General features: G+C 32.7%; 18 protein-coding genes and 1 other RNA gene. 17 read left to right on the forward strand and 2 right to left on the reverse strand.

All coding sequences use genetic code 11. The annotated features are described in order from the left end of the window. Positions 1–88 precede the first annotated feature (88 nt). The 10 genes from secDF to NR218_RS05030 all read left to right on the forward strand — a co-directional run bounded on the left by secDF (position 89) and on the right by NR218_RS05030 (position 13,930). Positions 89–2,374 carry a protein translocase subunit SecDF gene (gene secDF / locus NR218_RS04985; RefSeq protein ID WP_016930845.1) on the forward strand — a complete coding sequence of 762 codons (2,286 nt, stop codon included), beginning with the start codon at positions 89–91 and terminating at the stop codon, positions 2,372–2,374. 141 nt (positions 2,375–2,515) lie between these two features. Further along, complete coding sequence (gene recJ / locus NR218_RS04990; protein WP_033080139.1) at positions 2,516–4,789, forward strand: single-stranded-DNA-specific exonuclease RecJ; 2,274 nt, start codon at positions 2,516–2,518, stop codon at positions 4,787–4,789. Positions 4,790–4,810: 21 nt separating this feature from the next. Continuing rightward, entirely contained in the window at positions 4,811–5,329 is a 519-nt protein-coding gene (locus NR218_RS04995) for an adenine phosphoribosyltransferase (RefSeq protein ID WP_011275584.1), read from the forward strand. Between the two features lie 368 nt (positions 5,330–5,697). After that, on the forward strand, positions 5,698–7,887 hold the full coding sequence (locus NR218_RS05000) for a RelA/SpoT family protein (protein WP_265848418.1): 2,190 nt from the start codon (positions 5,698–5,700) through the stop codon (positions 7,885–7,887). Between the two features lie 15 nt (positions 7,888–7,902). Further along, a complete protein-coding gene (gene dtd / locus NR218_RS05005; RefSeq protein ID WP_265848419.1) occupies positions 7,903–8,355 on the forward strand; it encodes a D-aminoacyl-tRNA deacylase in 453 nt (150 codons plus the stop codon). Further along, positions 8,352–9,227: an N-acetylmuramoyl-L-alanine amidase gene (locus tag NR218_RS05010; protein WP_037558159.1), complete on the forward strand. Its 876-nt coding sequence runs from the start codon at positions 8,352–8,354 to the stop codon at positions 9,225–9,227. Before dtd ends, NR218_RS05010 begins: the two co-directional genes overlap by 4 nt. Before the next feature lie 360 nt (positions 9,228–9,587). Continuing rightward, positions 9,588–10,859: a histidine--tRNA ligase gene (gene hisS / locus NR218_RS05015; protein ID WP_011275588.1), complete on the forward strand. Its 1,272-nt coding sequence runs from the start codon at positions 9,588–9,590 to the stop codon at positions 10,857–10,859. A 17-nt stretch (positions 10,860–10,876) separates the two neighbouring features. Continuing rightward, positions 10,877–12,643, forward strand: a complete 1,767-nt coding sequence (gene aspS / locus NR218_RS05020; protein ID WP_011275589.1) for an aspartate--tRNA ligase — start codon at positions 10,877–10,879, stop codon at positions 12,641–12,643. A 228-nt stretch (positions 12,644–12,871) separates the two neighbouring features. Further along, positions 12,872–13,062: non-coding RNA, 6S RNA (gene ssrS / locus NR218_RS05025), on the forward strand. 91 nt (positions 13,063–13,153) lie between these two features. Beyond that, the gene (locus NR218_RS05030; RefSeq protein ID WP_011275590.1) at positions 13,154–13,930 is read left to right on the forward strand and encodes a ThiF family adenylyltransferase; all 777 of its coding nucleotides are present in this window, start codon (positions 13,154–13,156) and stop codon (positions 13,928–13,930) included. Between the two features lie 62 nt (positions 13,931–13,992). Here the strand turns inward: NR218_RS05030 and NR218_RS05035 are convergent, their stop codons facing one another. Continuing rightward, a complete protein-coding gene (locus NR218_RS05035) occupies positions 13,993–15,261 on the reverse strand; it encodes a replication-associated recombination protein A (RefSeq protein WP_011275591.1) in 1,269 nt (422 codons plus the stop codon). An 85-nt stretch (positions 15,262–15,346) separates the two neighbouring features. Between NR218_RS05035 and cymR the strand changes: the two genes are divergently transcribed. Both cymR and NR218_RS05045 read left to right on the forward strand, forming a co-directional pair. Continuing rightward, positions 15,347–15,769 carry a cysteine metabolism transcriptional regulator CymR gene (gene cymR / locus NR218_RS05040; RefSeq protein WP_033080142.1) on the forward strand — a complete coding sequence of 141 codons (423 nt, stop codon included), beginning with the start codon at positions 15,347–15,349 and terminating at the stop codon, positions 15,767–15,769. Between the two features lie 141 nt (positions 15,770–15,910). Next, positions 15,911–16,045, forward strand: a complete 135-nt coding sequence (locus NR218_RS05045; RefSeq protein WP_011275593.1) for an SAS049 family protein — start codon at positions 15,911–15,913, stop codon at positions 16,043–16,045. 221 nt (positions 16,046–16,266) lie between these two features. Here NR218_RS05045 and NR218_RS05050 read toward each other — a convergent pair whose 3' ends face one another. Continuing rightward, entirely contained in the window at positions 16,267–17,280 is a 1,014-nt protein-coding gene (locus tag NR218_RS05050) for an LLM class flavin-dependent oxidoreductase (RefSeq protein WP_011275594.1), read from the reverse strand. A gap of 280 nt (positions 17,281–17,560) precedes the next feature. On the opposite strand from NR218_RS05050, the gene NR218_RS05055 reads away from it, so the two are divergent. The 5 genes from NR218_RS05055 to alaS all read left to right on the forward strand — a co-directional run bounded on the left by NR218_RS05055 (position 17,561) and on the right by alaS (position 26,057). After that, entirely contained in the window at positions 17,561–18,700 is a 1,140-nt protein-coding gene (locus NR218_RS05055; RefSeq protein ID WP_016930850.1) for a cysteine desulfurase family protein, read from the forward strand. Between the two features lie 2 nt (positions 18,701–18,702). After that, a complete protein-coding gene (gene mnmA, locus NR218_RS05060) occupies positions 18,703–19,815 on the forward strand; it encodes a tRNA 2-thiouridine(34) synthase MnmA (protein ID WP_011275596.1) in 1,113 nt (370 codons plus the stop codon). A gap of 201 nt (positions 19,816–20,016) precedes the next feature. Next, positions 20,017–20,688, forward strand: coding sequence for a tetratricopeptide repeat protein (locus tag NR218_RS05065; protein ID WP_172458791.1), 672 nt, complete (start codon positions 20,017–20,019; stop codon positions 20,686–20,688). Position 20,689: 1 nt separating this feature from the next. Further along, positions 20,690–23,128 carry an ATP-dependent RecD-like DNA helicase gene (locus tag NR218_RS05070; RefSeq protein WP_011275598.1) on the forward strand — a complete coding sequence of 813 codons (2,439 nt, stop codon included), beginning with the start codon at positions 20,690–20,692 and terminating at the stop codon, positions 23,126–23,128. A gap of 298 nt (positions 23,129–23,426) precedes the next feature. After that, positions 23,427–26,057: an alanine--tRNA ligase gene (gene alaS / locus NR218_RS05075; RefSeq protein WP_011275599.1), complete on the forward strand. Its 2,631-nt coding sequence runs from the start codon at positions 23,427–23,429 to the stop codon at positions 26,055–26,057. Positions 26,058–26,063 lie beyond the last annotated feature (6 nt).

Raw genomic sequence — 26,063 nt, forward strand, 5'->3', positions numbered from 1 at the left:
ATGTAATAACTATGTAATTTTTAATTAACTTGCACATGGTTTGTTAAAAGATTATTCTTAGTACATAAGTAAACAATGAGGTGTTCATGTGAAGAAATTTAGTAGGATAATTGCATTCATACTAATTGTAGCCGTTTTGTTTGTCGGAATGGGGCTTACATATAAGAATGTAGTTAAAAATGTAAATCTCGGACTAGATTTACAAGGTGGATTTGAAGTTCTTTATCAAGTTAAACCACTTGATGGGGATAAAAAAATCGATGAAAAAGCCTTGCAATCTACTGCTAGAACTTTGGAAAACCGTGTTAACGTGCTAGGTGTTTCTGAGCCTCACATTCAAGTTGAGGATCCAGATCGTATCAGAGTTCAATTAGCAGGTGTAAAAGATCCTGATGAGGCACGTAAAATATTATCTTCTCAGGCTAATTTAACTATTCGTGATGCCAATGATAAAGTTAAATTAACTGGTAAAGATATTGTACAAGGTTCAGCTAAACAAGAATTTAAGCAAGGTACTAATGAACCAGCTGTTACATTTAAATTAAAAGATCGTGCTAAATTTAAAAAAGTAACAGAAGAAATTTCGAAAAAACAAGAAAATATGATGGTAGTATGGCTTGATTATAAAAAAGGTGATAGCTACCATAAAGAGTTAGAAAAACCTGAAGATAAACGTAAATACGTTTCAGCTGCATCAGTAGATCAACCTATTAATTCTGATAGTGTTGAAATTTCAGGTGGATTTCATGGTCAACAAGGTGTGGAAAGAGCTAAACAAATTGCAGAATTACTGAATGCTGGTTCACTACCTGTTGATTTAAAAGAAATTTATTCTAATTCAGTAGGTGCACAGTTTGGTCAAGATGCACTTGATAAAACAATATTTGCATCAGCGATAGGCGTAGCAATTATATATCTATTTATGGTCGGTTTCTATAGACTACCTGGTTTAGTTGCTATCATCGCATTAACTGTTTATATTTATCTTACATTAGTAGCATTTAATTTCATTTCTGGTGTTCTTACATTACCAGGATTAGCAGCTCTCGTACTCGGTGTAGGTATGGCTGTCGATGCTAACATAATTATGTATGAACGGATAAAAGATGAATTACGAATTGGTAGGACGTTAAAACAAGCCTACTCTAAAGCAAACAAGAGTTCTTTCTTAACGATATTTGACTCGAACTTAACTACAGTTATTGCTGCAGGTGTATTATTCTTCTTCGGTGAAAGTTCAGTAAAAGGTTTTGCGACAATGTTACTTTTAGGTATTCTTATGATATTTGTAACAGCAGTATTTTTATCAAGAGGTTTATTATCATTACTTGTATCATCTAATTACTTTAAGAAGAAATTCTGGCTATTTGGAGTTAGTAAGAAAAATAGACATGATATTAATGAAGGTGTAGATGTTCATGATCTTAAAACTTCATATGAAAAGTGGAATTTTGTTAAATTAGCCAAACCATTAATCGGATTCAGTATTCTGATTTTGATTGTTGGTATTGTGATTTTAAGTATATTCAAATTAAACTTAGGTATTGATTTCTCTGCAGGTACGCGTGTTGATATCGACTCTGATACAAAATTGTCTCAACCTAAAGTTGAACGTACGATGAAAGACATGGGATTAACTCCAGATCAAGTTCAAATTAATGGTAGTGACAATAAACAAGCAACTGTGCAATTTAAGAAAGATTTATCTAAAAATGAAGTTGTAGAACTTAACAAAAAAGTGAACAATGAATACGGTCATAAACCAACTGTAAATACAGTATCACCAATGATTGGACAAGAATTAGCTAAAAACGCTATGAAGGCTCTTATCTATGCGGCAATAGGTATTATTATCTATGTTTCACTAAGATTCGAATGGAGAATGGGTCTATCATCAGTATTAGCATTACTGCATGACGTCTTTATGATTGTTGCATTATTCAGCTTACTTCGTTTGGAAGTTGATATTACATTTATTGCAGCAGTACTAACTATCGTAGGTTATTCAATTAATGATACGATTGTAACATTTGACCGTGTAAGGGAAAATCTGCATAAAATTAAAGTCATTACTAAACCAGAGCAAATCGATTACATCGTTAATCGCTCTATTCGTCAAACAATGACTCGTTCCGTTAATACTGTTTTAACGGTAATTGTTGTCGTAGTTGCGATTTTAATATTTGGGGCATCAAGCTTATTCAATTTCTCATTAGCATTATTAATTGGATTAGTATCTGGTGTATTCTCTTCAGTATTTATCGCTGTTCCTTTATGGGGTATAATGAAGAAACGACAACTTAAAAAAGCAGATAACGGTAAATTAACGGTATACAAAGAGAAAAAATCAAATGATGAAAAGATTTTAGTATAAATTATTAGGGAGTAGGACATTGCATTCAATGTTCTACTCTTTTTCTAGTATCATTAATAGTTTTATCAACTAAACGTTGTTTACTTTTTATTTAGTTGAATTTTCGGTATAATGGCTTTTGGAAAAAGGGAGGATAATTACATGATTAAATCTAAATATAACTGGCTCTATGAACCTCCAACAGAATACATAAATGAAACTTTAATAAAAAAATATCAATTAACACCGATTATAAAAAAACTGCTTGAAAGTAAATCGATAACTGATGATGAGTCAATTAAAGCCTTATTAGATGAAACTATCATTAACCACGATCCATGGCTATTAAGTGATATGGAAAAAGCGGTGACTCGAATCAATGAAGCAATTGATAAAAATGAGCGTATATTGGTATATGGTGATTATGATGCCGATGGTGTCACTTCTACAACTATATTAGTTAAAACATTGCAGACATTAGGGGCTGAAGTGGGTTGGTATATTCCTAATCGATTTTCAGAAGGTTATGGTCCTAATGAACTTGCATTTAGAAATGCATATGATGAAGGCGTGTCTCTCATCATAACTGTCGATAATGGCATACAAGGTCATAAAGAGATTGAAATGGTACAAAAGCTAGGAGTTGATGTCATAGTAACTGATCATCATGAAATTGGACATACTTTGCCTGAAGCGTATGCCATCGTACATCCAATGCATCCAGAGTATGAATACCCATTTCACTTTTTATGTGGTGCTGGTGTAGCTTACAAACTGTCTCAAGTTTTATTAGACAATCCTCCTAATTATTTTGTAAGTTTAGCTGCGATTGGTACTATAGCAGATTTAGTGTCAATGACAGATGAAAACCGCTCTATAGTAAAACAAGGTTTATCATTTTTAAATCAAAGCTGCCCGATTCAAATTAAAGCATTACTTAACCAAGCTGGTTATAATGACACGATTAACGAAGAAACTGTAGGTTTTATTATAGGGCCGCGACTTAATGCCGTTGGTAGATTAGAGGATGCATCATTAGCTGCTGAGTTATTAATGACCGAAGATGAAGAAGAAGCTGAATTTCTTGCTGAACAAGTAGAACATTTTAATGTTGAACGTAAAGAAATAGTAGCTCAGATAACTGATGAGGCACTAGCCATTGCTGAAGAAAAAGTAAATAATGGCAATCAATTTTTACTATTAGCTAAAGAAAATTGGCATGAAGGTGTCTTAGGTATAGTAGCATCTAAAATTGTTGAGACATATGCATTACCTACCTTAATTTTGAATATTGATTTAGAACAAAATCATGCTAAAGGATCAGCTCGTAGTATAGAACAAGTTTCAATGTTTGAAATTTTGAGTGCACATCAAGATTTAATTTCTAAGTTTGGTGGTCATCATATGGCTGCGGGTATGACTATGGAGATAGATTATATTGAAGCATTAGAGCAAGGATTAAATGACTGGATGTTTAAATTATCAGAACATACGTCACTAGAGCCGACAAAACATGTATCAGTTAAATTAGAAGAGAATGATATTTCTATAAATAACATTCGTGATATTCAAAGACTAAGTCCATTTGGCACAGACTTTGAAAAACCATTATTGGAAATTGATGATAATGAAGTCGTTGATGTTAGAGCAATTGGAAAAGATAAAAACCATTTAAAATTAGTAACCGGTCAGTTACAATTACAAAGCATATTTTGGAAAAATGGTCAGTTAGCAACTCAAATTGAACCTGGTCAACCAATCAATCTACTAGGAAATTTACAAATCAATGAATGGAACGGAAATCAATCACCACAGTTTATTATTCAAGATATAGCAACGAATAATGAACAAATATTAGATTACCGAAGTAAACGTAAACAATTAAATATAGACCCAAACGATACTAAAGTTGCTTTTTTAATACACCCTAAAAAAGAAAAATTGAATCATAATTACTATTATTATGGTGATAAAATCGATCAAGAACATGAAGTAGTAATTTTAAGAGACTTGCCCAATGATTTAGACAGTCTTAAAGATAGTCTCAAAAACTTAAATTATTCACAACTCTATTTAGTACTGCAACATCAGCAGAGTATATATTTTGATGGTATGCCCACGTCAAATCAATTTAAAAGCTGTTTCAAAGCGCTAATGACCAAAAAAGAAACCAATCTTGAACAAGAGGGTATGTTACTGTGTCAACATTTGAATGTTAAACCTAATATTTTAAAATTTATGCTTAAAGTATTTTATGAGTTAGGTTTTGTTACAGAAGAAAATGGTATAATTAAAATTGTAGATAATGCTAACAAACAAAATATTGAAACAAGTCGCGTTTATCAATTAAGACAATCAAGAATGGAAGTTGAGAAACTTTTACTATATGATGATTTCACGCAACTAAAAACTTGGATCAAATCACAGAAGGGTTAGTAAATAGGAGGAAATAGATAAATGGATTTAAAGCAATATGTTTCGGAAGTGCAAGATTGGCCTAAACCGGGGGTAAGTTTTAAAGATATAACTACAATTATGGATAACGGGGAAGCTTATGGTTATGCTACCGATCAAATTGTAAAATATGCTAAGGACAGAGATGTAGATGTTGTTGTAGGTCCGGAAGCTAGAGGATTTATCATTGGATGTCCAGTAGCGTATTCAATGGGCATTGGTTTTGCACCTGTTAGAAAAGAAGGTAAATTACCTCGTGAAGTCATCCGATATGAATATGACTTAGAATATGGTACAAATATTTTAACGATGCACAATGATGCCATTAAACCAGGGCAGCGTGTACTTATAACTGATGACTTATTAGCTACTGGTGGTACTATTGAAGCAGCTATTAAATTAGTTGAAAAACTAGGAGGCATCGTCGTAGGTATTGCATTCATAATCGAACTTAAATATTTAAATGGTATCGAAAAAATTAAAGATTATGATGTTATGAGTTTAATTTCATATGATGAATAGATGACTAGAATAAAAAGACATATTAACATGTTTTTAATGTCTAACAATTTTTGGGAATGAGATAATGAATTCGTAATGGGATTCTATCTCATTCCCATTTTTTCGTTAAATTGTTTACTTGATTTGATTTCAGCGTAACACCATTTATTTATTTAAAAACTTGTAGTATCATAGAACTATTATTTATAAAAATGTTAAGGCTTTTGTAGTTCTTTTAACATTTGATAAAATTAAAGTAATACTCGCATTTCTATATCTAAATAGATGATATACTCGGATTAATGAAGGACAATGTATGTTTTCTTAATTTTCAAAAATTCGAATATGAGTTGAGTATTTGAAATACAAATGAGTTGGGGTGTCATATATTGAATAACGAGTATCCATATAGCGCTGATGAAGTGCTAAATAAAGCTAAATCATATTTATCAACTGACGATTATCAATATGTTCTAAAAAGTTACCATATAGCTTATGAAGCCCATCAAGGACAGTTCCGCAAAAATGGTCTTCCGTATATCATGCATCCTATTCAAGTAGCGGGCATATTAACAGAAATGCGTTTAGATGGTCCAACGATAGTGGCAGGTTTTTTGCATGACGTCATTGAAGATACGCCGTACACATTTGACGATGTTAAAGATATGTTTAATGAAGAAATAGCGCGTATTGTTGATGGTGTTACTAAACTTAAAAAGGTAAAATACCGCTCTAAAGAAGAACAACAAGCAGAAAATCATCGTAAATTATTTATTGCAATTGCAAAAGATGTTCGAGTGATACTTGTCAAATTAGCCGATAGATTACATAACATGAGAACATTAAAAGCTATGGCTAGAGAAAAACAAGTGCGTATCTCAAAAGAGACACTAGAAATTTATGCACCGTTAGCACATAGATTAGGTATTAATACGATTAAATGGGAATTAGAAGATACTGCACTAAGATATATAGACAGTGTTCAGTATTTCCGTATTGTCAATTTAATGAAGAAAAAGCGTAGTGAACGGGAAGCTTATATCGCTAATGCAATAGATAAAATTCAAACAGAAATGATTAAAATGGACATCACTGGAGAAATTAGCGGTAGACCTAAACATATTTATAGTATATACCGAAAAATGATGAAGCAAAAAAAGCAGTTTGATCAAATATTCGATTTATTAGCTATTCGTGTAATTGTTAATTCTATTAATGATTGTTATGCAATTTTAGGGTTAGTCCATACATTATGGAAACCAATGCCCGGAAGATTTAAAGATTATATTGCAATGCCTAAACAGAATATGTATCAATCTCTCCATACCACTGTAGTTGGTCCTAATGGAGACCCTTTAGAAATACAAATTAGAACGTATGAAATGCATGAAATAGCTGAACATGGTGTTGCAGCTCATTGGGCATATAAAGAAGGAAAAACAGTTAATGAAAAGAACCAAGATTTTCAAAATAAATTAAATTGGTTAAAAGAATTAGCTGAAGCTGATCATACATCATCTGACGCACAAGAATTTATGGAATCACTGAAATATGATTTACAAAGTGATAAAGTATACGCTTTTACACCTGCAAGTGATGTTATTGAATTGCCTTATGGAGCAGTTCCAATAGATTTCGCTTATGCTATTCATAGCGAAGTCGGAAATAAGATGATTGGTGCAAAAGTTAATGGTAAAATTGTTCCTATTGATTATGTTCTTCAAACCGGAGATATTATTGAAATTCGTACAAGTAAGCACTCTTATGGACCTAGTAGAGATTGGCTTAAGATAGTTAAATCATCAAGCGCTAAAAGTAAAATTAAGGGTTTCTTTAAAAAACAAGACCGTTCATCTAACATTGAAAAAGGTAAGTTTATGGTCGAAGCAGAAATTAAAGAACAGGGCTTTAGAGTAGATGATATTTTAACTGATAAAAATATAGAAGTTGTTAATGAGAAATACAATTTTGCAAATGATGATGACCTATTTGCAGCAGTTGGATTTGGTGGTGTAACAGCATTACAGGTTGTTAATAAATTGACCGAAAGACAACGTATACAAGATAAACAAAAAGCGCTAAACGAGGCACAGGAAGTTATTAAATCACTTCCGATTAAAGATGATATCATCACTGATAGTGGTGTATATGTCGAAGGTATAGAGAATGTATTGATAAAGCTTTCAAAATGTTGTAATCCAATCCCTGGAGATGATATTGTAGGATATATCACTAAAGGACATGGTATTAAAGTGCATCGTACAGATTGTCCTAATGTTAAAAATGAAACAGAACGATTAATAGCAGTTGAGTGGGTTAAATCTAAAGATTCTACTCAACAATACCAAGTAGATTTAGAAGTTAGTGCATATGATCGTAATGGTTTATTAAATGAAGTAATACAAGCCGTTAATTCTACAGTTGGAAGTATTATTAAAATCAATGGGCGGTCTGATACTGATAAAAATGCAATTATCACTATTAGTGTTATGGTGCGTAATGTTAATGATGTATTCCGTGTAGTTGAAAAACTAAAACAATTAAGTGATGTATATACAGTGTCAAGAGTTTGGAATTAATGAGGTGCTATTAATATGAAAGTAGTTGTACAAAGAGTAAAAAGAGCAGCAGTTACAAATAAAAGCATTCACAATGAAATCGACAAGGGTTTCTGTCTTTTAGTCGGAATAGGTAAGGATACAACAGAAGCAGATATAGATGCAGTTGCTAAAAAGATTATTAACGCTCGTTTGTTTGAAGATGAGAATGGCAAACTTAATTTAAGTATCCAACAAGTTGAAGGTCAAATTTTATCTATTTCACAATTTACTTTATATGCTGATGTACGTAAGGGTAATAGACCAGGATTTTCAAATTCAAAAAATCCTGAAGAAGCTAATGTGTTATACGAAAAATTTAACACTGCTTTAAAAGCTTATGACGTTGAAGTGAAAACAGGTGAATTTGGTACTGATATGGAAGTTGAAATTATCAATGATGGTCCAGTTACTATTATCTATGAAAGTCAGGATGGCAAAATAATATGAACAAAGTAGATGCATGGTTATCTAAACATGACCTTAAAAATCTAACAACATTGATAGTTGTAGGTGCTTTTATATTATTTTTAATATTATTATTTATGTTAATGAATCATAGTGATCAAGGGAGTAATAGAATTACAGTTTCAGAGAATGCTGAGTTACGAACTGGTCCAAATGCTGCTTATCCTGTGATTTACCAAGTCGAAAAAGGTGATACGTTTACTAGATTGAGTAAATCAGGTAAATGGATAGAAGTTGAAAGCAGAGATGGTTCTGAAAAAGGTTGGATAGCTGGATGGCACACAAGCTTAAATATTGAAGCGGGTGCGAATAAAAAAGTAAACCCTTTGAAAAATAAGGTCATTGTCTTAGATCCTGGCCATGGAGGCAATGACCAGGGTGCATCCAGTAATACTTCAAAAAAGAGTTTGGAGAAGAACTATACTTTAAAAACAGCTAAAGAACTGAGACGTGCTCTTGAAAAAGCGGGGGCAACAGTTAAATTAACACGTTCTGATGATACATATGTTAGCTTAGATGATAGAAAACTTAATGGTGATGCATACATTAGTATACATAATGATTCTCTTGATAGTCCTAATGCTAATGGTGCAACTGTTTATTGGTATAAAAATAATCAAGAAGCTTTAGCTGAAACGTTAAATACAAACATACAAAAGAAAGCCATGTTGTTTAATAGAGGAACTCGACAAGAGAACTTCCAAGTACTCAGACAAACCAATAAGCCAGCCGTATTATTAGAATTAGGATATATAAGTAATCCAACAGATGAGGTAATGATACGAAATCAAATCCATCGACAAGTTGTAGAGGAAGCTGTAGTGGATGGTTTAAAACAATATTTTGCATCTTAAAGCTTGCAAACTATGCATAAACTCGTTATTATAATTAGTGAACTTTATATATAATACCGTTATGATTCTTGAAAGTATAAATGAAAGAGGTAGCAATAATTGATATTGTGAAGAGATATAATCCATGGCTGGAAGATTATACTGAGTAATTTATTACTTTGAACACAAGAACAGGTGCTTTAATAGATTAAGCCGTTTGACGTACGTTACACGTTTTGAGTGGTAATTAAGTTTTACTAACGAATTTAATTACAATTAGGGTGGCAACACGGCGATTCGTCCCTTGTATAGTAGAAATGCTATATAAGGGACTTTTTTTATTAAAGAGAGTTTGTAAAAATACAAAGAAGGAGTGATTGTGTGATTAGAATTCCTAGAGGTACACAAGATATCTTACCTGAAGATTCTAGTAAATGGCGTTACATTGAAAATCAACTTGATAAATTAATGAAATTATACAATTATAAAGAAATCCGCACGCCGATATTTGAAAGTACAGATTTGTTTGCACGTGGCGTGGGTGACTCTACAGATGTCGTACAAAAAGAAATGTACACTTTTAAAGATAAAGGTGACAGAAGCATAACTTTAAGACCAGAAGGAACTGCAGCTGTTGTACGTTCATACATTGAGAATAAAATGCAAGGTATTCCAAATCAGCCTGTTAAATTATATTATAATGGGCCAATGTTCAGATATGAACGTAAACAAAAAGGACGATACCGTCAATTCACTCAATTCGGCGTTGAAGCGATTGGCGCTGAAAATCCGAGCATGGATGCTGAAGTTCTAGCTATGGTGATGCATATCTATGAATCATTTGGTCTTAAACATTTAAAATTAGTTATCAATAGTATTGGTGATGCTGATTCACGTAAAGAATATAATGAGGCACTAATACGTCATTTTGAGCCAGTGATAGATACATTTTGTGATGATTGTAAATCAAGATTACACACAAATCCAATGAGAATACTAGATTGCAAAATTGATAGAGATAAAGAAGCGGTTAAAAATGCGCCAAGAATTACTGATTACTTAAATGACGATTCAAAAGCTTACTTTAATGAAGTGAAGACTCACTTAGATGATTTAGGTATTTCATATGTTGAAGATCCTAACCTTGTACGTGGTCTTGATTATTACACACACACTGCTTTTGAGTTAATGATGGATAATCCTAATTATGATGGTGCAATAACTACCTTATGTGGTGGTGGTCGATATAATGGACTGCTTGAATTATTAGATGGACCAAATCAAACGGGTATTGGTTTCGCTTTAAGTATTGAAAGATTGTTATTGGCGCTTGAAGAAGAAGGAATTGAATTGGACGTCGAGGATACGTTTGATCTTTTTATCGTTACTATGGGTGAAGAAGCTGAACGATACAGCGTTAAGCTTTTAAATCAACTCAGAAAATCGGGTATAAAAGCCGACAAAGATTATTTACAACGTAAAGTTAAAGGCCAAATGAAACAAGCTGATCGCTTGAATGCTCAATATACTGTTGTTATCGGTGATCAAGAGCTTGAAAATGAAGTGATTGATGTCAAAGACATGTCAACAGGTGAAACAGAAACTATTAACTTAAATAACTTAGTAAATTATTTTCAAGAAAAAAATAATTAATAAAAAGGAGAATATAAATGAGTAAAAGAACAACGTATTGTGGTTTAGTTACAGAAGAACTTTTAAACCAGAAAGTTACTTTAAAAGGTTGGGTTCATAATCGTCGTGACTTAGGTGGTTTAATCTTTGTCGATTTACGTGACAGAGAAGGTATCGTGCAAATCGTCTTTAACCCTGATTTCTCTGAAGAAGCTTTAAGTGTTGCTGAAACAGTAAGATCAGAATATGTAGTTGAAGTTGAGGGAACAGTAACAAAGAGAGATCCTGATACTGTGAATTCTAAAATTAAAACTGGTCAAGTAGAAGTACAAGTTTCTAATATATCAATTATCAATAAATCAGAAACACCACCATTTTCTATTAATGAAGAAAATCAAAATGTTGATGAAAACATCCGTTTAAAATACCGTTATTTAGATTTAAGACGTCCAGAGTTGGCACAAACATTCAAAATGAGACATCAAACAACACGCGCTATTCGTGAATATTTAGATAACAATGGTTTCTTCGATATTGAAACTCCTGTTTTAACTAAATCTACACCAGAAGGTGCCAGAGATTATTTAGTACCTTCTCGAGTTCATGAAGGAGAATTTTATGCATTACCACAATCACCTCAATTATTTAAACAATTATTAATGATTAGTGGTTTTGACAAATATTATCAAATTGTTAAATGTTTCCGTGATGAAGACTTACGTGCAGATCGTCAACCTGAATTTACTCAGGTCGATATTGAAATGAGTTTCGTTGATCAAGAAGATGTGATTCAAATGGGTGAAGAAATGTTACGAAAAGTTGTTAAAGATGTTAAAGGCATTGACGTATCAGGTCCTTTCCCTAGAATGACTTATGAAGAAGCGATGAGACGCTATGGTTCAGATAAACCTGATACTCGTTTTGAAATGGAACTTAAAGATGTATCACAGTTAGGTCGTGAAATGGACTTTAAAGTATTTAAAGATACTGTAGAAAATAACGGCGAAGTAAAAGCCATTGTAGCTAAAGGTGCAGCCGACAATTATACTCGTAAAGACATGGACGCATTAACAGAATTCGTAAATATTTATGGTGCTAAAGGACTTGCATGGGTAAAAGTTGTTGATGATGGATTGAGTGGTCCAATCGCTCGTTTCTTTGAAGATTCAAATGTTGCAACTTTAAAAGATCTTACACAAGCTGAATCAGGAGACTTAGTAATGTTTGTCGCTGATAAACCAAATGTAGTAGCTCAAAGTTTAGGTGCTTTACGTATTAAAATTGCCAAAGAATTAGGTTTAATTGATGAAAATAAACTTAATTTCTTATGGGTAACAGATTGGCCGTTATTAGAATATGATGAAGATGCTAAACGTTATGTAGCTGCACATCATCCATTTACTTCACCTAAACAAGAGGATATTAGTAAATTAGATTCAGAACCTCAAAACGCACAAGCGAATGCATATGACATCGTTTTAAATGGTTATGAATTAGGTGGGGGATCAATCAGAATTGCAGACGGTGAATTACAAGAAAAAATGTTTGAAGTATTAGGATTCACTAAAGAACAAGCTAGAGAACAATTTGGATTCTTATTAGATGCATTTAAATATGGTGCACCACCACATGGCGGTATTGCACTAGGCTTAGACCGTTTAGTAATGCTACTAACTAATCGTACAAACTTACGTGATACAATTGCATTCCCTAAAACAGCTTCTGCGACTTGCTTGCTTACAGATGCACCAGGTGAAGTCTCAGATAAACAATTAGAAGAGCTTTCTTTACGTATTCGTCATTAGATTTAACATATAGAAGGATATAAATACATTAGTCATCGAAATCACAATAGATTTTGGTGACTTTTATTTAGTGTTTTTCTTTTAGAATTATATTCAGTCTTTAAAAAACTATAATAATATTATTTAAACTTAATTTTATTATAGTTTTGCTTCACAAAATATACATTTCTATCTAGTTCATAAGGATTTCTTTATTTATACCTCTGTGGTAATATATAAACATAAGGTAGTCATCTGTATTGTTCGTACGTTTGCTTTTTATTTGGGCCTAACACTTTTTGATCAGGGAGCCCAATAGGTTTTCTTGCAGCGCACACGCCTCAATTGGAGGACTTGCAAAACAAGAAACAGGGCACCCACCTGTATATAGCAGGCCGAATGATCAAGCTTTTTATAACTACGGCAATCACGGACTCTACCGGTACGCAAGGCTTTATGTCTTGCGTATTTTTATTTGTCTTTTTCTGTTAATATAAAGTTATCGTATTGTTTTTTATAAAGGAGTTTAAAATGAAACATCAATTTTCAAGAAACGAATTAGCATATGGACAAGAGGGTTTAGATCTATTAAAAGAAAAAACAGTTGCAGTTCTTGGGGTAGGTGGTGTTGGTTCATTTGCTGCCGAAGCATTAGCAAGAACCAATATTGGTCATATTATTTTAATCGATAAAGATGACGTAGATATCACAAATGTCAATCGTCAAATACATGCACTCACTACAACTATCGGACAAAGTAAGGTCACTTTGATGGAAGAACGTATTAAACTTATTAACCCTGATTGTAAAGTAACACCACTTCACATGTTTTATACTGAGGAGACATATGAGGATTTATTTAATAATTATGATATTGATTACTTTATCGATGCAAGTGATACTATAATATATAAAGTTCATCTGATGAAAGAGTGTTTAGAACGAGGAATTAAGATGATTTCAAGTATGGGGGCAGCTAATAAAACTGATCCTACACGATTTAAAATAGCAGATATTTCTAAAACTTATATGGACCCTATGGCTAAAATTATTCGTAATAAACTAAAGCGTCAAGGTATAAAAAAGGGTGTACCTGTCGTGTTTTCTGATGAAAGTCCTATTGTAATTCGTGAAGATGTAAAAGCAACCGTTGGAGATGCAAACGCTATTAATCGTAAAGGGCAAATGCCTCCATCATCAAATGCATTTGTACCAAGTACAGTAGGATTAATCTGTGCGAGTTACGTAGTAAATGACATTTTAAAAAATATACCTGTACGCCGTATTAAAGATAAAGGGAATATATAAATAATAGACTATGAATCAAATTTAAAAGTCATTTATAATGGCTAATTGATTCATAGTCTTTTTTATTTTTTGTTTCTTAAATTATCATAAATAGTTTTAAATTGTTGTTCACTTTTTGATGTTGATTTAGGCTCATAATAAATTTTATTTTTGAGTTTATCTGGCAAGTATTGTTGAATGACGTGTCCATTTTCATAGTTATGAGGGTACTTATAACCTATGGCACGACCTAAATCTTTAGCTCCAGCATAATGTCCATCTCGTAAATGGTCAGGAATTTGGCCTATATTACCTTTACGTATGTCACTAAGTGCACTGTCAATCGCAGTGATTGCTGAGTTGGATTTAGGTGATAATGAAAGCTCAATTACAGCTTGACTAAGAGGTATTCTCGCTTCCGGGAACCCCAGTCGCTCTGCCGATTGAATGGCTGCAAGCGTACGTTGTCCCGCATTAGGTGAAGCCAATCCTACATCTTCATAACTAATGACTAATAAGCGTCTTACAATAGTCGGTAAATCGCCAGCTTCAATTAATCTTGCTAAATAGTGTAATGCAGCATTTACATCACTACCTCTTATTGATTTTTGAAAAGCACTCATAACATCATAGTGCATATCTCCATCTTTATCGCTTACGAAAGCACCTTTTTGCAAACAATCTTTAGCATCTTGGAGAGTAATATGTCTAATTTCATTTTCAACTGAAGCACTTAAAACAGCCAATTCAAGAGCATTTAAAGCACTTCTAACATCTCCTTGGCTTTGCGTAGCAAAATATTCTAATGCATCTTCATCTACTTTGGGATGATAATTAGCTAAGCCACGTTGAGAATCATTTAATGCTCTATTGATTGCGAGTCGCACATCATCATGATCTAATGAATACAGTTCGAATATTTGAGCTCTAGAGCGAATAGCTGGGTTGATTGCATGATATGGATTTGAAGTTGTTGCACCAATCAAGACGATCTTACCATTTTCTAAATGTGGTAATAAGAAATCTTGTTTAGCTTTATCTAACCGGTGAATTTCATCTAATAAAAGAATGACTTGACCAGACATTTTGGCTTCTTCGACTACCATTTGCATATCTTTTTTTGAATTTGTAACTGCATTTAATTGTCTAAATTTATAGTCAGTGCTACCAGAAATTGCTTTCGCAATACTCGTTTTACCAATGCCTGGTGGCCCATAAAATATCATTGATGATAATCTTTTGGTTTCAACCATTCGTCTAATAATGCCTCTAGGTCCTACTAAATGTTGCTGCGAAATGATTTCGTCAATGTTAGTAGGTCTCATTCTTGAAGCTAAAGGTTCTGTAATCACTATTTTCACACCTTTCTAATACTATCTTAACTGAAAAAATGCTAGAATGGTATTATATATTATTCGAATTAAGTGAGGTAATGTTATGAAAATATCAACGAAAGGGAGATACGGCTTAACTTTAATGATTTCCCTTGCTAAAAGAGAAGGGCAAGGATGCGTATCTTTAAAGTCAATTGCTGAAGAAAACAGTTTGAGTGATTTATATCTCGAACAATTAGTTGGTCCTTTAAGAAATGCTGGTTTAATTCGAAGTGTTCGTGGTGCCAAAGGTGGTTATCAACTTAGAGTACCAGCTGACGAAATTAAAGCAGGCGATATTATTCGTTTACTAGAAGGTCCTATAACGATAGTCGAAAGTATTGAATCAGAACCACCTGCACAAAAACAGTTATGGTTAAGAATGAGAGATGCTGTTAGAGAAGTATTAGATAATACTACTTTAAAATATCTAGCAGACTATGTCGAAACTGATGATAAACTTGATGGTTACATGTTTTATATTTAATTTTAAAAAATATGTTTATATACAAATGTGTGTGGTAAATAATAATTACAACAGTACGGTACATTCTTTATTTTGTATCTCAGAATTAACTTGATACTTGATCGATAAAAATATTCTTAAATTTGAAAGGAGAATTTCATTATGGGATTCATGGATAAAGCGAAAGATGCAGCAGATAAATTTAAAAATAGCGATAACGAACAAGTTGATAAAGCTAAAGACAAAATCAATGAATATACTGAAAAAAACAACGATGACAAAAAAGATGATAAATAATTAAATTTTTGAGCGATAACATTTGATGTTATCGCTTTTTTATGTGTAAATAAATATTTATAAATTAGGTAATTCAAAACATTTTTATTAAATTTAATGTTGTTTTAGCACTAATACCTAAATGTTTATAAGCAAATAAAAGGAGTGAGATTAAATAATATCCCACTCCAAATTATACCTTAATTCTCTCACTATCCATCAATTTTAAATTTTAATATTGATTATTGATTCAATTTTTCAATAATATTCTGTAAACGAGTGAAGGATTCAAATTGCTTTTCTTGATCATAAATATAGCTGATTCCCATGAGTTCATCAATTTCACCATATTCTTCAATAAATGCTTCTAACTTCTCTTTAACTGTTTCCTCTGAACCTATTAGCGAATCATTAAATCTTTGTTTAGCCATTTCAAATTCTCTAGGTGTTAGAAGAGCTTGTAAGTCATTTGTAGGTGGTTGTACTGGTTGCATTCTACCACGAGCAATACCAATAAATACTTGAGCTAAAGTGCTTGCTAGGTATTCAGCTTCTTCATCACTTTCAGCTACTATCACATTCAAGCATACAATCATATAAGGCTTATCTAATACGTCAGAAGGTTCAAATAGTTCTTTATATATTTGAATAGCCTCTTTCATTTGCTGAGGTGCAAAATGACCTGCAAAGACATAAGGTAATCCCTTACGTGCAGCTAAATGAGCTGAATCAGTAGATGATCCAAGAATGTATAATGGTACATTTTTACCTACAGCAGGATAAGCTCTTACATAAGCTTGTTTATTTCCAGGTCCAAAATAAGTTTGTAATTGTTCAACTTCTTCAGGAAACTCATATACGCCATTATGCTGATCACGTCTCAATGCGCTAGCTGTCATCATATCAGTCCCTGGAGCTCTACCTAAGCCTAGATTAACTCTGTTTGGGAAAAGTGTTTCCATTGTTCCAAATTGCTCCGCAACTATTAGAGGAGCATGGTTTGGTAACATAATCCCTCCAGATCCAACTTTAATACGTTTCGTATGTTCAAGTGTATGTTGAATCAATAGAGAAGTTGCAGAACTTACTAAATTTGGTGCGTTATGGTGTTCTGCAATCCAGTATCTTTCATAATTAAGTGAATCTAACTTTTGAGCTAAACTAATCATATCCTCAATTGCTTCTTTATCACTCTGACCTTCTCTTATTGGAACTAAATTTAATGCAGATACCTTTAGATTACCCACAGTTTTCATCTCCTCATATAAAATTAATATGGTTCAGTTTAACAAAATATGTAGTTTAATTTATATTGAAATGCTCATAATCGATAATGTTAGTGAAAAAATATTAATAATTTAATTAAAGTACATTTAAAAATATTTATAAGTTAATGTGGGGTTAATTTTGAAAGTGGTTGAGTGTTAAAATATTAAATAATGGAAAAATTTATGTTTATGAACAACTATATAGAAAAATTTCTATTCAGGTGCTATTATAGGAACATTGATAATATTGTGAGGAGTGTACTTAAAAATGGAAGTATATGCAGATTATGCTGCAACTACACCTGTCAAACCAGAAGTAATTGAAGAGATGATGACAATTTATAAATCACATTTTGGTAATCCATCGTCTATTCATTCTATAGGAAGAGATGCACGTCGTTATCTAGATGAATCAAGAAGAACAGTTGCTAAATTATTGAATGCTAAGCCTAGCGAAGTCATTTTTACAAGTGGCGCAACTGAATCAAATAATACAGCCATTAAAGGATTAGTATACGCAAATGAACATCTTGGAAATCACATTATTACAACTAAAATTGAGCATCATTCTGTCTTACACGTGTTTGAACAATTGGAAAAAGAAGGATATGATGTCACTTATTTAGATGTAGATGATACAGGTGCAATAGATTTGCATCAACTTAAAGAAGCATTAACGAATGACACTATTTTAGTTTCAATAATGTTTGTTAATAATGAAGTTGGAACTGTTGAACCTATGTATGATATTGAAGATATTGTTAGTGAGTCAAACGCATTATTTCATGTAGATGCAGTTCAAGCAATCGGACACTTAGATGTTAATTTTGAAGATTTTAAAATGGATACTTTAAGTTTGACAGCACATAAATTCGGCGGTCCTAAAGGTGTAGGTGTCTTATTAGTTAGAGATAAAACCCCAATAGAGTACTCTCAACTAGGAGGAGAACAAGAAACTAAACGACGTGCAGGAACAGAAAATTTAGCACAAATTGTTGGTTTAACAAAAGCACTAGAATTAGCACATAAGAATAGAGATGATAATAATTTACATTTAATGCAATTAAAAGAATTATTCTTAGTTAGTCTACAAGAACGTGCGATTCCTTTTGAGGTAAATGGTTCTATGATCGATACAACAGGACATATTCTAAATTTATATTTCCCATTCATAGACGTGGAAACTTTGCTAACACTTTTAGATCTAGCTAACATTTATGTATCTTCAGGCTCTGCATGTACAGCTGGTTCAACAACACCTTCTCATGTTTTAGCAGCAATGTATGAAGATGAAGAACGTGCTAAACACTCAGTAAGATTTAGCTTTAATGAATTAACAACAGATCAAGAAATAAAATATATCGTAGCTGAAATTCACAAAATATATCATAAATTTAAGGAGGAATAAATGTGTCTAATAAAGATATACGTGTAGTTGTAGGTATGTCTGGCGGTGTTGACAGTTCAGTCACAGCTCATGTGCTAAAAGACCAAGGGTATGATGTTATTGGAATATTCATGAAAAACTGGGATGACACTGATGAGAATGGTGTTTGTACTGCAACAGAAGACTATAATGACGTTATCGCAGTATGTAATCAAATTGGTATTCCATACTACGCCGTTAATTTCGAACAAGAATATTGGGATAAAGTCTTTACTTATTTCTTAGATGAGTATAAAAAAGGTCGTACGCCTAATCCAGATGTAATGTGTAATAAAGAAATTAAGTTTAAAGCTTTTCTAGAGCATGCACTTAAATTGGGCGCAGATTACGTAGCAACAGGACATTACGCAAGAATACGTCGTCATGATGATGGCCATGTAGAAATGTTACGAGGTGTAGATAATAATAAAGATCAAACTTATTTCTTAAATCAACTATCTCAACAACAATTGTCTAAAGTTATGTTTCCAATTGGAGATATTGATAAAAAAGAAGTTCGTAAAATAGCAGAAGAGCAAGATTTAGCAACAGCTAAAAAGAAAGACTCTACAGGCATCTGTTTTATTGGAGAGCGTAATTTCAAAACATTCTTATCACAATATTTACCAGCTCAATCTGGAGAAATGCGTACGTTGAATGGCGATAAAATGGGAATGCATAGCGGATTAATGTATTACACTATTGGTCAAAGACATGGACTTGGTATCGGCGGAGATGGTGATCCATGGTTCGTTGTAGGTAAAAACTTAGAAGACAATATTTTATACGTTGAACAGGGTTTCCATCATGATGCTCTCTATAGTGACTATTTAATAGCTTCCGATTTTTCTTTCGTAAATCCAGTTGATTTGGACAACGGATTTGAATGTACTGCTAAATTTAGATATCGTCAAAAAGATACTAAGGTTTTTGTTCAACGTGAAAGTCAAAATGCTTTACGCGTTACATTTGATGAACCAGTACGTGCTATCACACCTGGACAAGCCGTTGTATTTTATGATGAGGAAGTTTGTCTAGGTGGAGCAACTATCGATGATGTATTTAAAACAACAGGTCAGTTAAGTTATGTTGTTTAATTAAACCAACAAAAGATGGAGTTGTTAAGAGCCTGGGACATAATTCAATGCCTCAGGCTACAAATATATATTGGCAGTAATTGACTTAAAATAAATTTTGCAAAAATATTGTTTATGTCTTGCTCCAAAATACTACTACATCTTTATTTTATTAAATACTGCGTTTCTCGTAAGATAATTTTAAGATTGGGTGGAATCATGATAACGAAACAAGATACGATTTATGAGTGGATTCAAAATGGTCAACTTGAAGATGCTTTAAAAGCTTTATTTCAAAACATAGAAGAAGAACCAAATACCATTGAAAATTATATCAATGCAGGAATAGTATTAGCTGATATTAATGAAATTGAAAAGGCTGAGCGTTTCTTTCAACGAGCAATTACGATTGATGATAAAAATGGTGCAGTGTATTACAACTTAGCCAATCTTTATTACGATCAAGGTAAATACCGTGATGCTATTAAACTATATCAATTGGCATCTAAATACAATATGGATAAAATAGATACTAATTACATGATTGGTATGTCATTTAACCAATTAGATGCACCAACAGAATCTTTACCTTACTTTATGACTGCAGCAGAATTAGATAAGAATCAAGATGCAGAAGTTCAATTTCAATATGGTCTGGCACTATGTCATTTAGAAATGTTTAACCAAGCTATAAATCAACTAAAAATTGTTTTAGATATAGATTCAAAGCATGTCGATGCTTTATATAATCTTGGTTTAGCCACTTACATGGATACTGAAGATCTTGATTTAGCTATGTCTTATTTTGACAAGGCTATATCTATAGATCCAAATCACTTGCTAAGTCAACATGCTAAGAAAACGTTTGAAGCTATAAAGAATGAGGAGGAGTAATATGTCTGACCCTACACTATTTGATTATTCAATGATTAAAGGTACTGTAGATGCTATTTTATTTCAAAATAATGATAATTTCTATACAGTCATTAAAGTGGAAACAATTGAAACTAATGAATCATTTGGTAATTTACCAACAGTTGTAGGGTTCTTTCCAAATATTGTGGAAGGAGATGTATACACTTTTAAAGGACAAGTGGTAGAGCACCCACGTTATGGCAAGCAATTGAAAGCCGACACTTTTGAAAAAGAGGTCCCTCAAACTAAGGATGCTATTATTACATATTTATCAAGTGACTTATTCAAAGGTATAGGTAAAAAAACTGCTCAAAATATTGTAAATACACTTGGTGAAAATGCGATAAATGATATTATGACAGACGCATCAGTTTTAGAGAAGGTTTCAAATTTACCGAAAAAGAAACAAAAGCAAATTGCTGATCAAATTAATGCCAATCAAGAGTCCGAAAAAATTATGATTCGATTACATGATTTAGGCTTCGGACCTAAATTATCAATGGCGATTTATCAATTTTACCAATCCGAGACTTTAAATGTGCTCGAAAATAACCCTTATCAACTCGTTTATGATATTAAAGGAATTGGTTTTAATAAAGCTGATACTTTAGCTAGAAATAATGGCATTAGTTTTAATGATCCAGAACGATTGAAAGCAGGATTATTATATACGCTAGAAGAAGAATGTATAAAACAAGGTCACACCTATTTATCACTAGATTATGCCATTGAAGTGACATTAGACATGCTAATGGATGCTCATTCCAGTGATAGTATCGATTCAAAACAGCTTGAAAATATTCTCGAATTATTAAATGAGGAACAAAAAATTATTGTAAACAATGAGCGAGTCGCCATTCCTAGTCTTTATTACTCCGAACTCAAAAGTGTTCAAAATTTATATCGAATTAAAACATACAAACATAAGCTAAAAGAAATAGAACAATCTGATTTACAGATACATATAGGGGATATAGAGACTAGTAATAATGTACATTATGCACCATCTCAAAAAGAGGCCTTACAAACTGCAATTAATTCTAAAATTATGCTTTTAACCGGTGGTCCTGGTACAGGTAAAACAACAGTAATCAAAGGAATCGTTGAGCTTTATGCAGAGGTACATGGTCTTTCTCTTAGTTACTCAGACTATCAAGAAGATGACTATCCTATTGTCCTTGCAGCACCAACAGGTAGAGCATCTAAACGATTACAAGAATCTACAGGGTTGGAAGCAATGACAATTCATCGTCTAATTGGATGGAATCAAGAAACACAACCAGAAGACATTCTAGATAATGAAATTAAAGCAAAGCTCATAATTATTGACGAAATGTCGATGGTAGATACATGGTTGTTTCACCAATTTTTAAGTGCAGTTCCCCTAGATGCACAAATTATTTTAGTCGGTGATGAAGATCAATTACCTTCAGTTGGACCAGGTCAAATATTTAAGGATCTTATTGATTCGAAGGCAATACCTCGAGTTAATCTAACTGAAGTTTATCGTCAACAAGATGGTTCAAGTATCATCGATTTAGCGCATCGTATGAAACACGGTGAGCCAATAGATATTACAAAGCGTTTTCATGATAGGAGTTTTATAAGTTGTAATGTCGATCAAATTCCTAAAGTAGTTGAAAAAGTAGTTTCAAGTGCAGTTAATAAGGGTTATGATATGAGTGATATTCAAGTCTTGGCGCCTATGTATAAGGGTAACGCAGGTATTAAAAGATTAAATCAAGTATTACAAGATATTTTAAACCCTAAGGCACAAGATACACGAGAAATTGAATTTGGTGATATAAAGTTTCGTAAAGGTGATAAGGTTCTTCAGTTAGTTAATCGTCCTAATGATAATATCTTCAATGGTGACATAGGAATAATTGTTGGTATATTTTGGGCTAAAGAAAATGCTTTAAATAAAGATGTTATGGTTGTTGATTTCGAAGGTAACGAGATTACTTTCACTCGTCAAGATTTATTAGAATTAACACATGCTTATTGCACATCTATTCATAAATCACAAGGATCTGAATTTCCTATTGTAATTATGCCTATCGTCAAGCAGTATTTTAGAATGTTACAGCGACCAATACTTTATACAGGACTTACACGTGCTAAACAATCATTAGTATTACTTGGAGATTCAACCGCATTTGAAATTGGATTAAATACGCAAGGACAATTACGACATACACAATTGCAAGAGCTAATCTTGTCATATTTTGATATAGACCATAAACAAAGTGATGTAACAATTTCAAATACTGTGAGTAAAGATGAAGAGGCAATGAATACAATTCACGACGTTGATACTAAAGATGATCAAGTCATTTTAAGTGAATCTACGTTATATCAAATCAATCCAATGATTAATATGGGGGATGTTTCTCCTTATGATTTTGTTGAGCGTTGACATTTAGTTTGAAAATACTTAAAATAATCTTAAGTTCGCATGAAGATGAGTAGGCAATTATTACTTATATAGAGATGTACTGGTTGGTGAAAAGTGCAATGTATATTGTTGAACGCTACTTCATGTCATTTTTATATTTTAATTGAGTGATAAATGTTTTCTATCAAGCGATAATTTTTGCAGCTTAAAGATAGATTGTTTATAACTAGGGTGGTACCGCGAAAACGTTCGTCCCTTTTTTTGAGGATGAACGTTTTTTTGTTTTTAGTTAAAATATGTTGATATAGGAGTGTCGGAAATGAAAAATTTAAAAGCTAGTGAAATTCGTCAAAAATATATTGATTTCTTCGTCGAAAAAGGTCATATGGTTGAACCTTCAGCCCCTTTAGTGCCAATTGATGACGATTCATTATTATGGATAAATTCTGGTGTAGCAACTTTAAAGAAATATTTCGATGGTAGAGAAACACCAAGAAAGCCTAGAATAGTCAATTCTCAAAAAGCAATTAGAACAAATGATATTGAAAATGTAGGATTTACTGCACGACATCATACATTTTTCGAAATGCTTGGTAACTTTTCAATTGGTGATTATTTCAAAAAAGAAGCAATCCACTTTGCGTGGGAATTTTTAACTAGTGAAAACTGGATGGGCATGGAACCTGAAAAATTATATGTAACTATTCATCCCGAAGATTCTGAAGCTTATCGTATTTGGAATGATGAAATTGGATTAGAAGAAAGTCGAATTATTAGAATAGAAGGTAATTTCTGGGATATCGGTGAGGGTCCATCTGGTCCTAACACTGAAATTTTCTATGATCGTGGAGATGAATATGGTCAAGATGATCCATCAGAAGAGATGTATCCAGGTGGGGAAAATGAAAGATATTTAGAAGTTTGGAACTTAGTTTTTAGTGAATTTAACCATAATAAAGACAACACTTATACACCATTACCAAATAAAAATATTGATACAGGTATGGGGCTTGAACGAATGGCCTCTGTTTCTCAAAACGTAAGAACAAATTATGAAACAGACTTATTTATGCCAATCATTAATGAAGTTGAAAAAGTAGCTGACAAAAAATATTTAGTAAACAACGAACATGATATTGCCTTTAAGGTAATAGCGGACCATATTCGTACAATTGCATTTGCTATTGCTGATGGCGCTTTACCTGCAAATGAGGGAAGAGGTTACGTTTTACGTCGACTTCTACGTAGAGCAGTCAGATTTAGTCAAACTCTCGACATTAATGAACCATTTATGTATAAGTTAGTTGACATCGTTGCAGAGATAATGGAACCATATTATCCAAATGTTAAAGAAAAAGCTGATTTTATTAAGCGTGTTATTAAATCAGAAGAAGAACGTTTCCATGAGACACTTCAAGAAGGTTTAGCAATTTTGAATAATTTATTAGCAAAAGCTAAATCATCTAATAATGAAATTAACGGTTCAGATGCGTTCAAATTATACGACACTTATGGATTCCCAATTGAATTGACAGAAGAATTAGCTAGTCAAGAAAACATCTCTGTGGATATGGCAACGTTTGAAAAAGAAATGGATCAACAACGTACACGAGCTAGAGAAGCTCGACAAAGTTCACAATCAATGCAAATCCAAAGTGAAGTTCTTAAAAATATTACCACTGAAAGCAAATTTGTCGGATATGAAACTACAGATTATCAGACTACGTTAACTGATTTAATTTATAATGGAGAGAAAGTTGAATCTGCTGAACCAGGAGAAACTGTATATTTCATTTTAAAAGAAACTCCATTTTATGCAGTTAGTGGTGGGCAAGTAGCTGATAAAGGAACAGTAGGTAATGAGAACTTTGAGATTGAAGTAACTGAAGTAACTAAAGCACCTAATGGTCAAAACTTACATCAAGGTGTCATCCAATTTGGTCAAGTTACAATTAATAGTGATGTAGATGCAAGTGTTAATAGGGATGAAAGAAAAGACATCCAAAAAAATCATAGTGCCACTCATTTACTTCACGCTGCATTAAAAGAAGTATTAGGTGAACATGTAAATCAAGCAGGTTCGTTAGTTGAAAGTGAGCGTTTGCGTTTCGACTTCTCACATTTTGGTCCGATGACTCAAGACGAAATTGATCAAGTTGAAAGACGTGTAAATGAAGAAATTTGGAGAGGTATTTCAGTTAATATACAAGAGATGCCTATTAATGAAGCAAAACAAATGGGTGCTATGGCGTTATTCGGAGAAAAATACGGAGATATTGTGCGCGTTGTTAATATGGCACCGTTCTCAATTGAGCTATGTGGTGGTATACATGTTGATAATACTGCAGAAATTGGACTTTTCAAGATTATAAGTGAATCAGGTACAGGTGCAGGCGTTAGACGTATTGAAGCATTTACTGGTAAGTCAGCATTCTTACATTTAGAAGATATTCAAAATAAATTTAATTCTATTAAAGATCAAGTTAAAGTTAAATCTGATAATCAAGTATTTGATAAAATTGTCCAGCTACAAGAAGAAGAAAAGAACCTTCATAAACAATTAGAACAGCGAAATAAGGAAATCACTTCACTTAAAATGGGCAATATTGAGGATCAAATTGAAGAAATTAATGGCTTTAAAGTATTAGCTACAGAAGTTGAAGTTTCTAATGCTAAAGAAATAAGACAAACTATGGATGATTTCAAATCTAAACAACAAGATGCTATTATAATCTTAGCAAGTGATTTAGGTGAAAAGGTATCACTAATAGCAACTGTACCAAAAGAACAGACAGATAAAATTAAAGCTGGAGATATCATTAAGAATATGGCGCCATTAGTTGGTGGTAAAGGTGGCGGTCGTCCAGATATGGCTCAAGGTGGCGGTACGCAACCAGAGAATATCTCAGAAGCATTACGCTTTATTAAAGATTACATTAAAAAACTATAACTTTGT

The sequence above is a fragment of the Staphylococcus sp. SUC_1.2 genome (genome assembly GCF_026222585.1).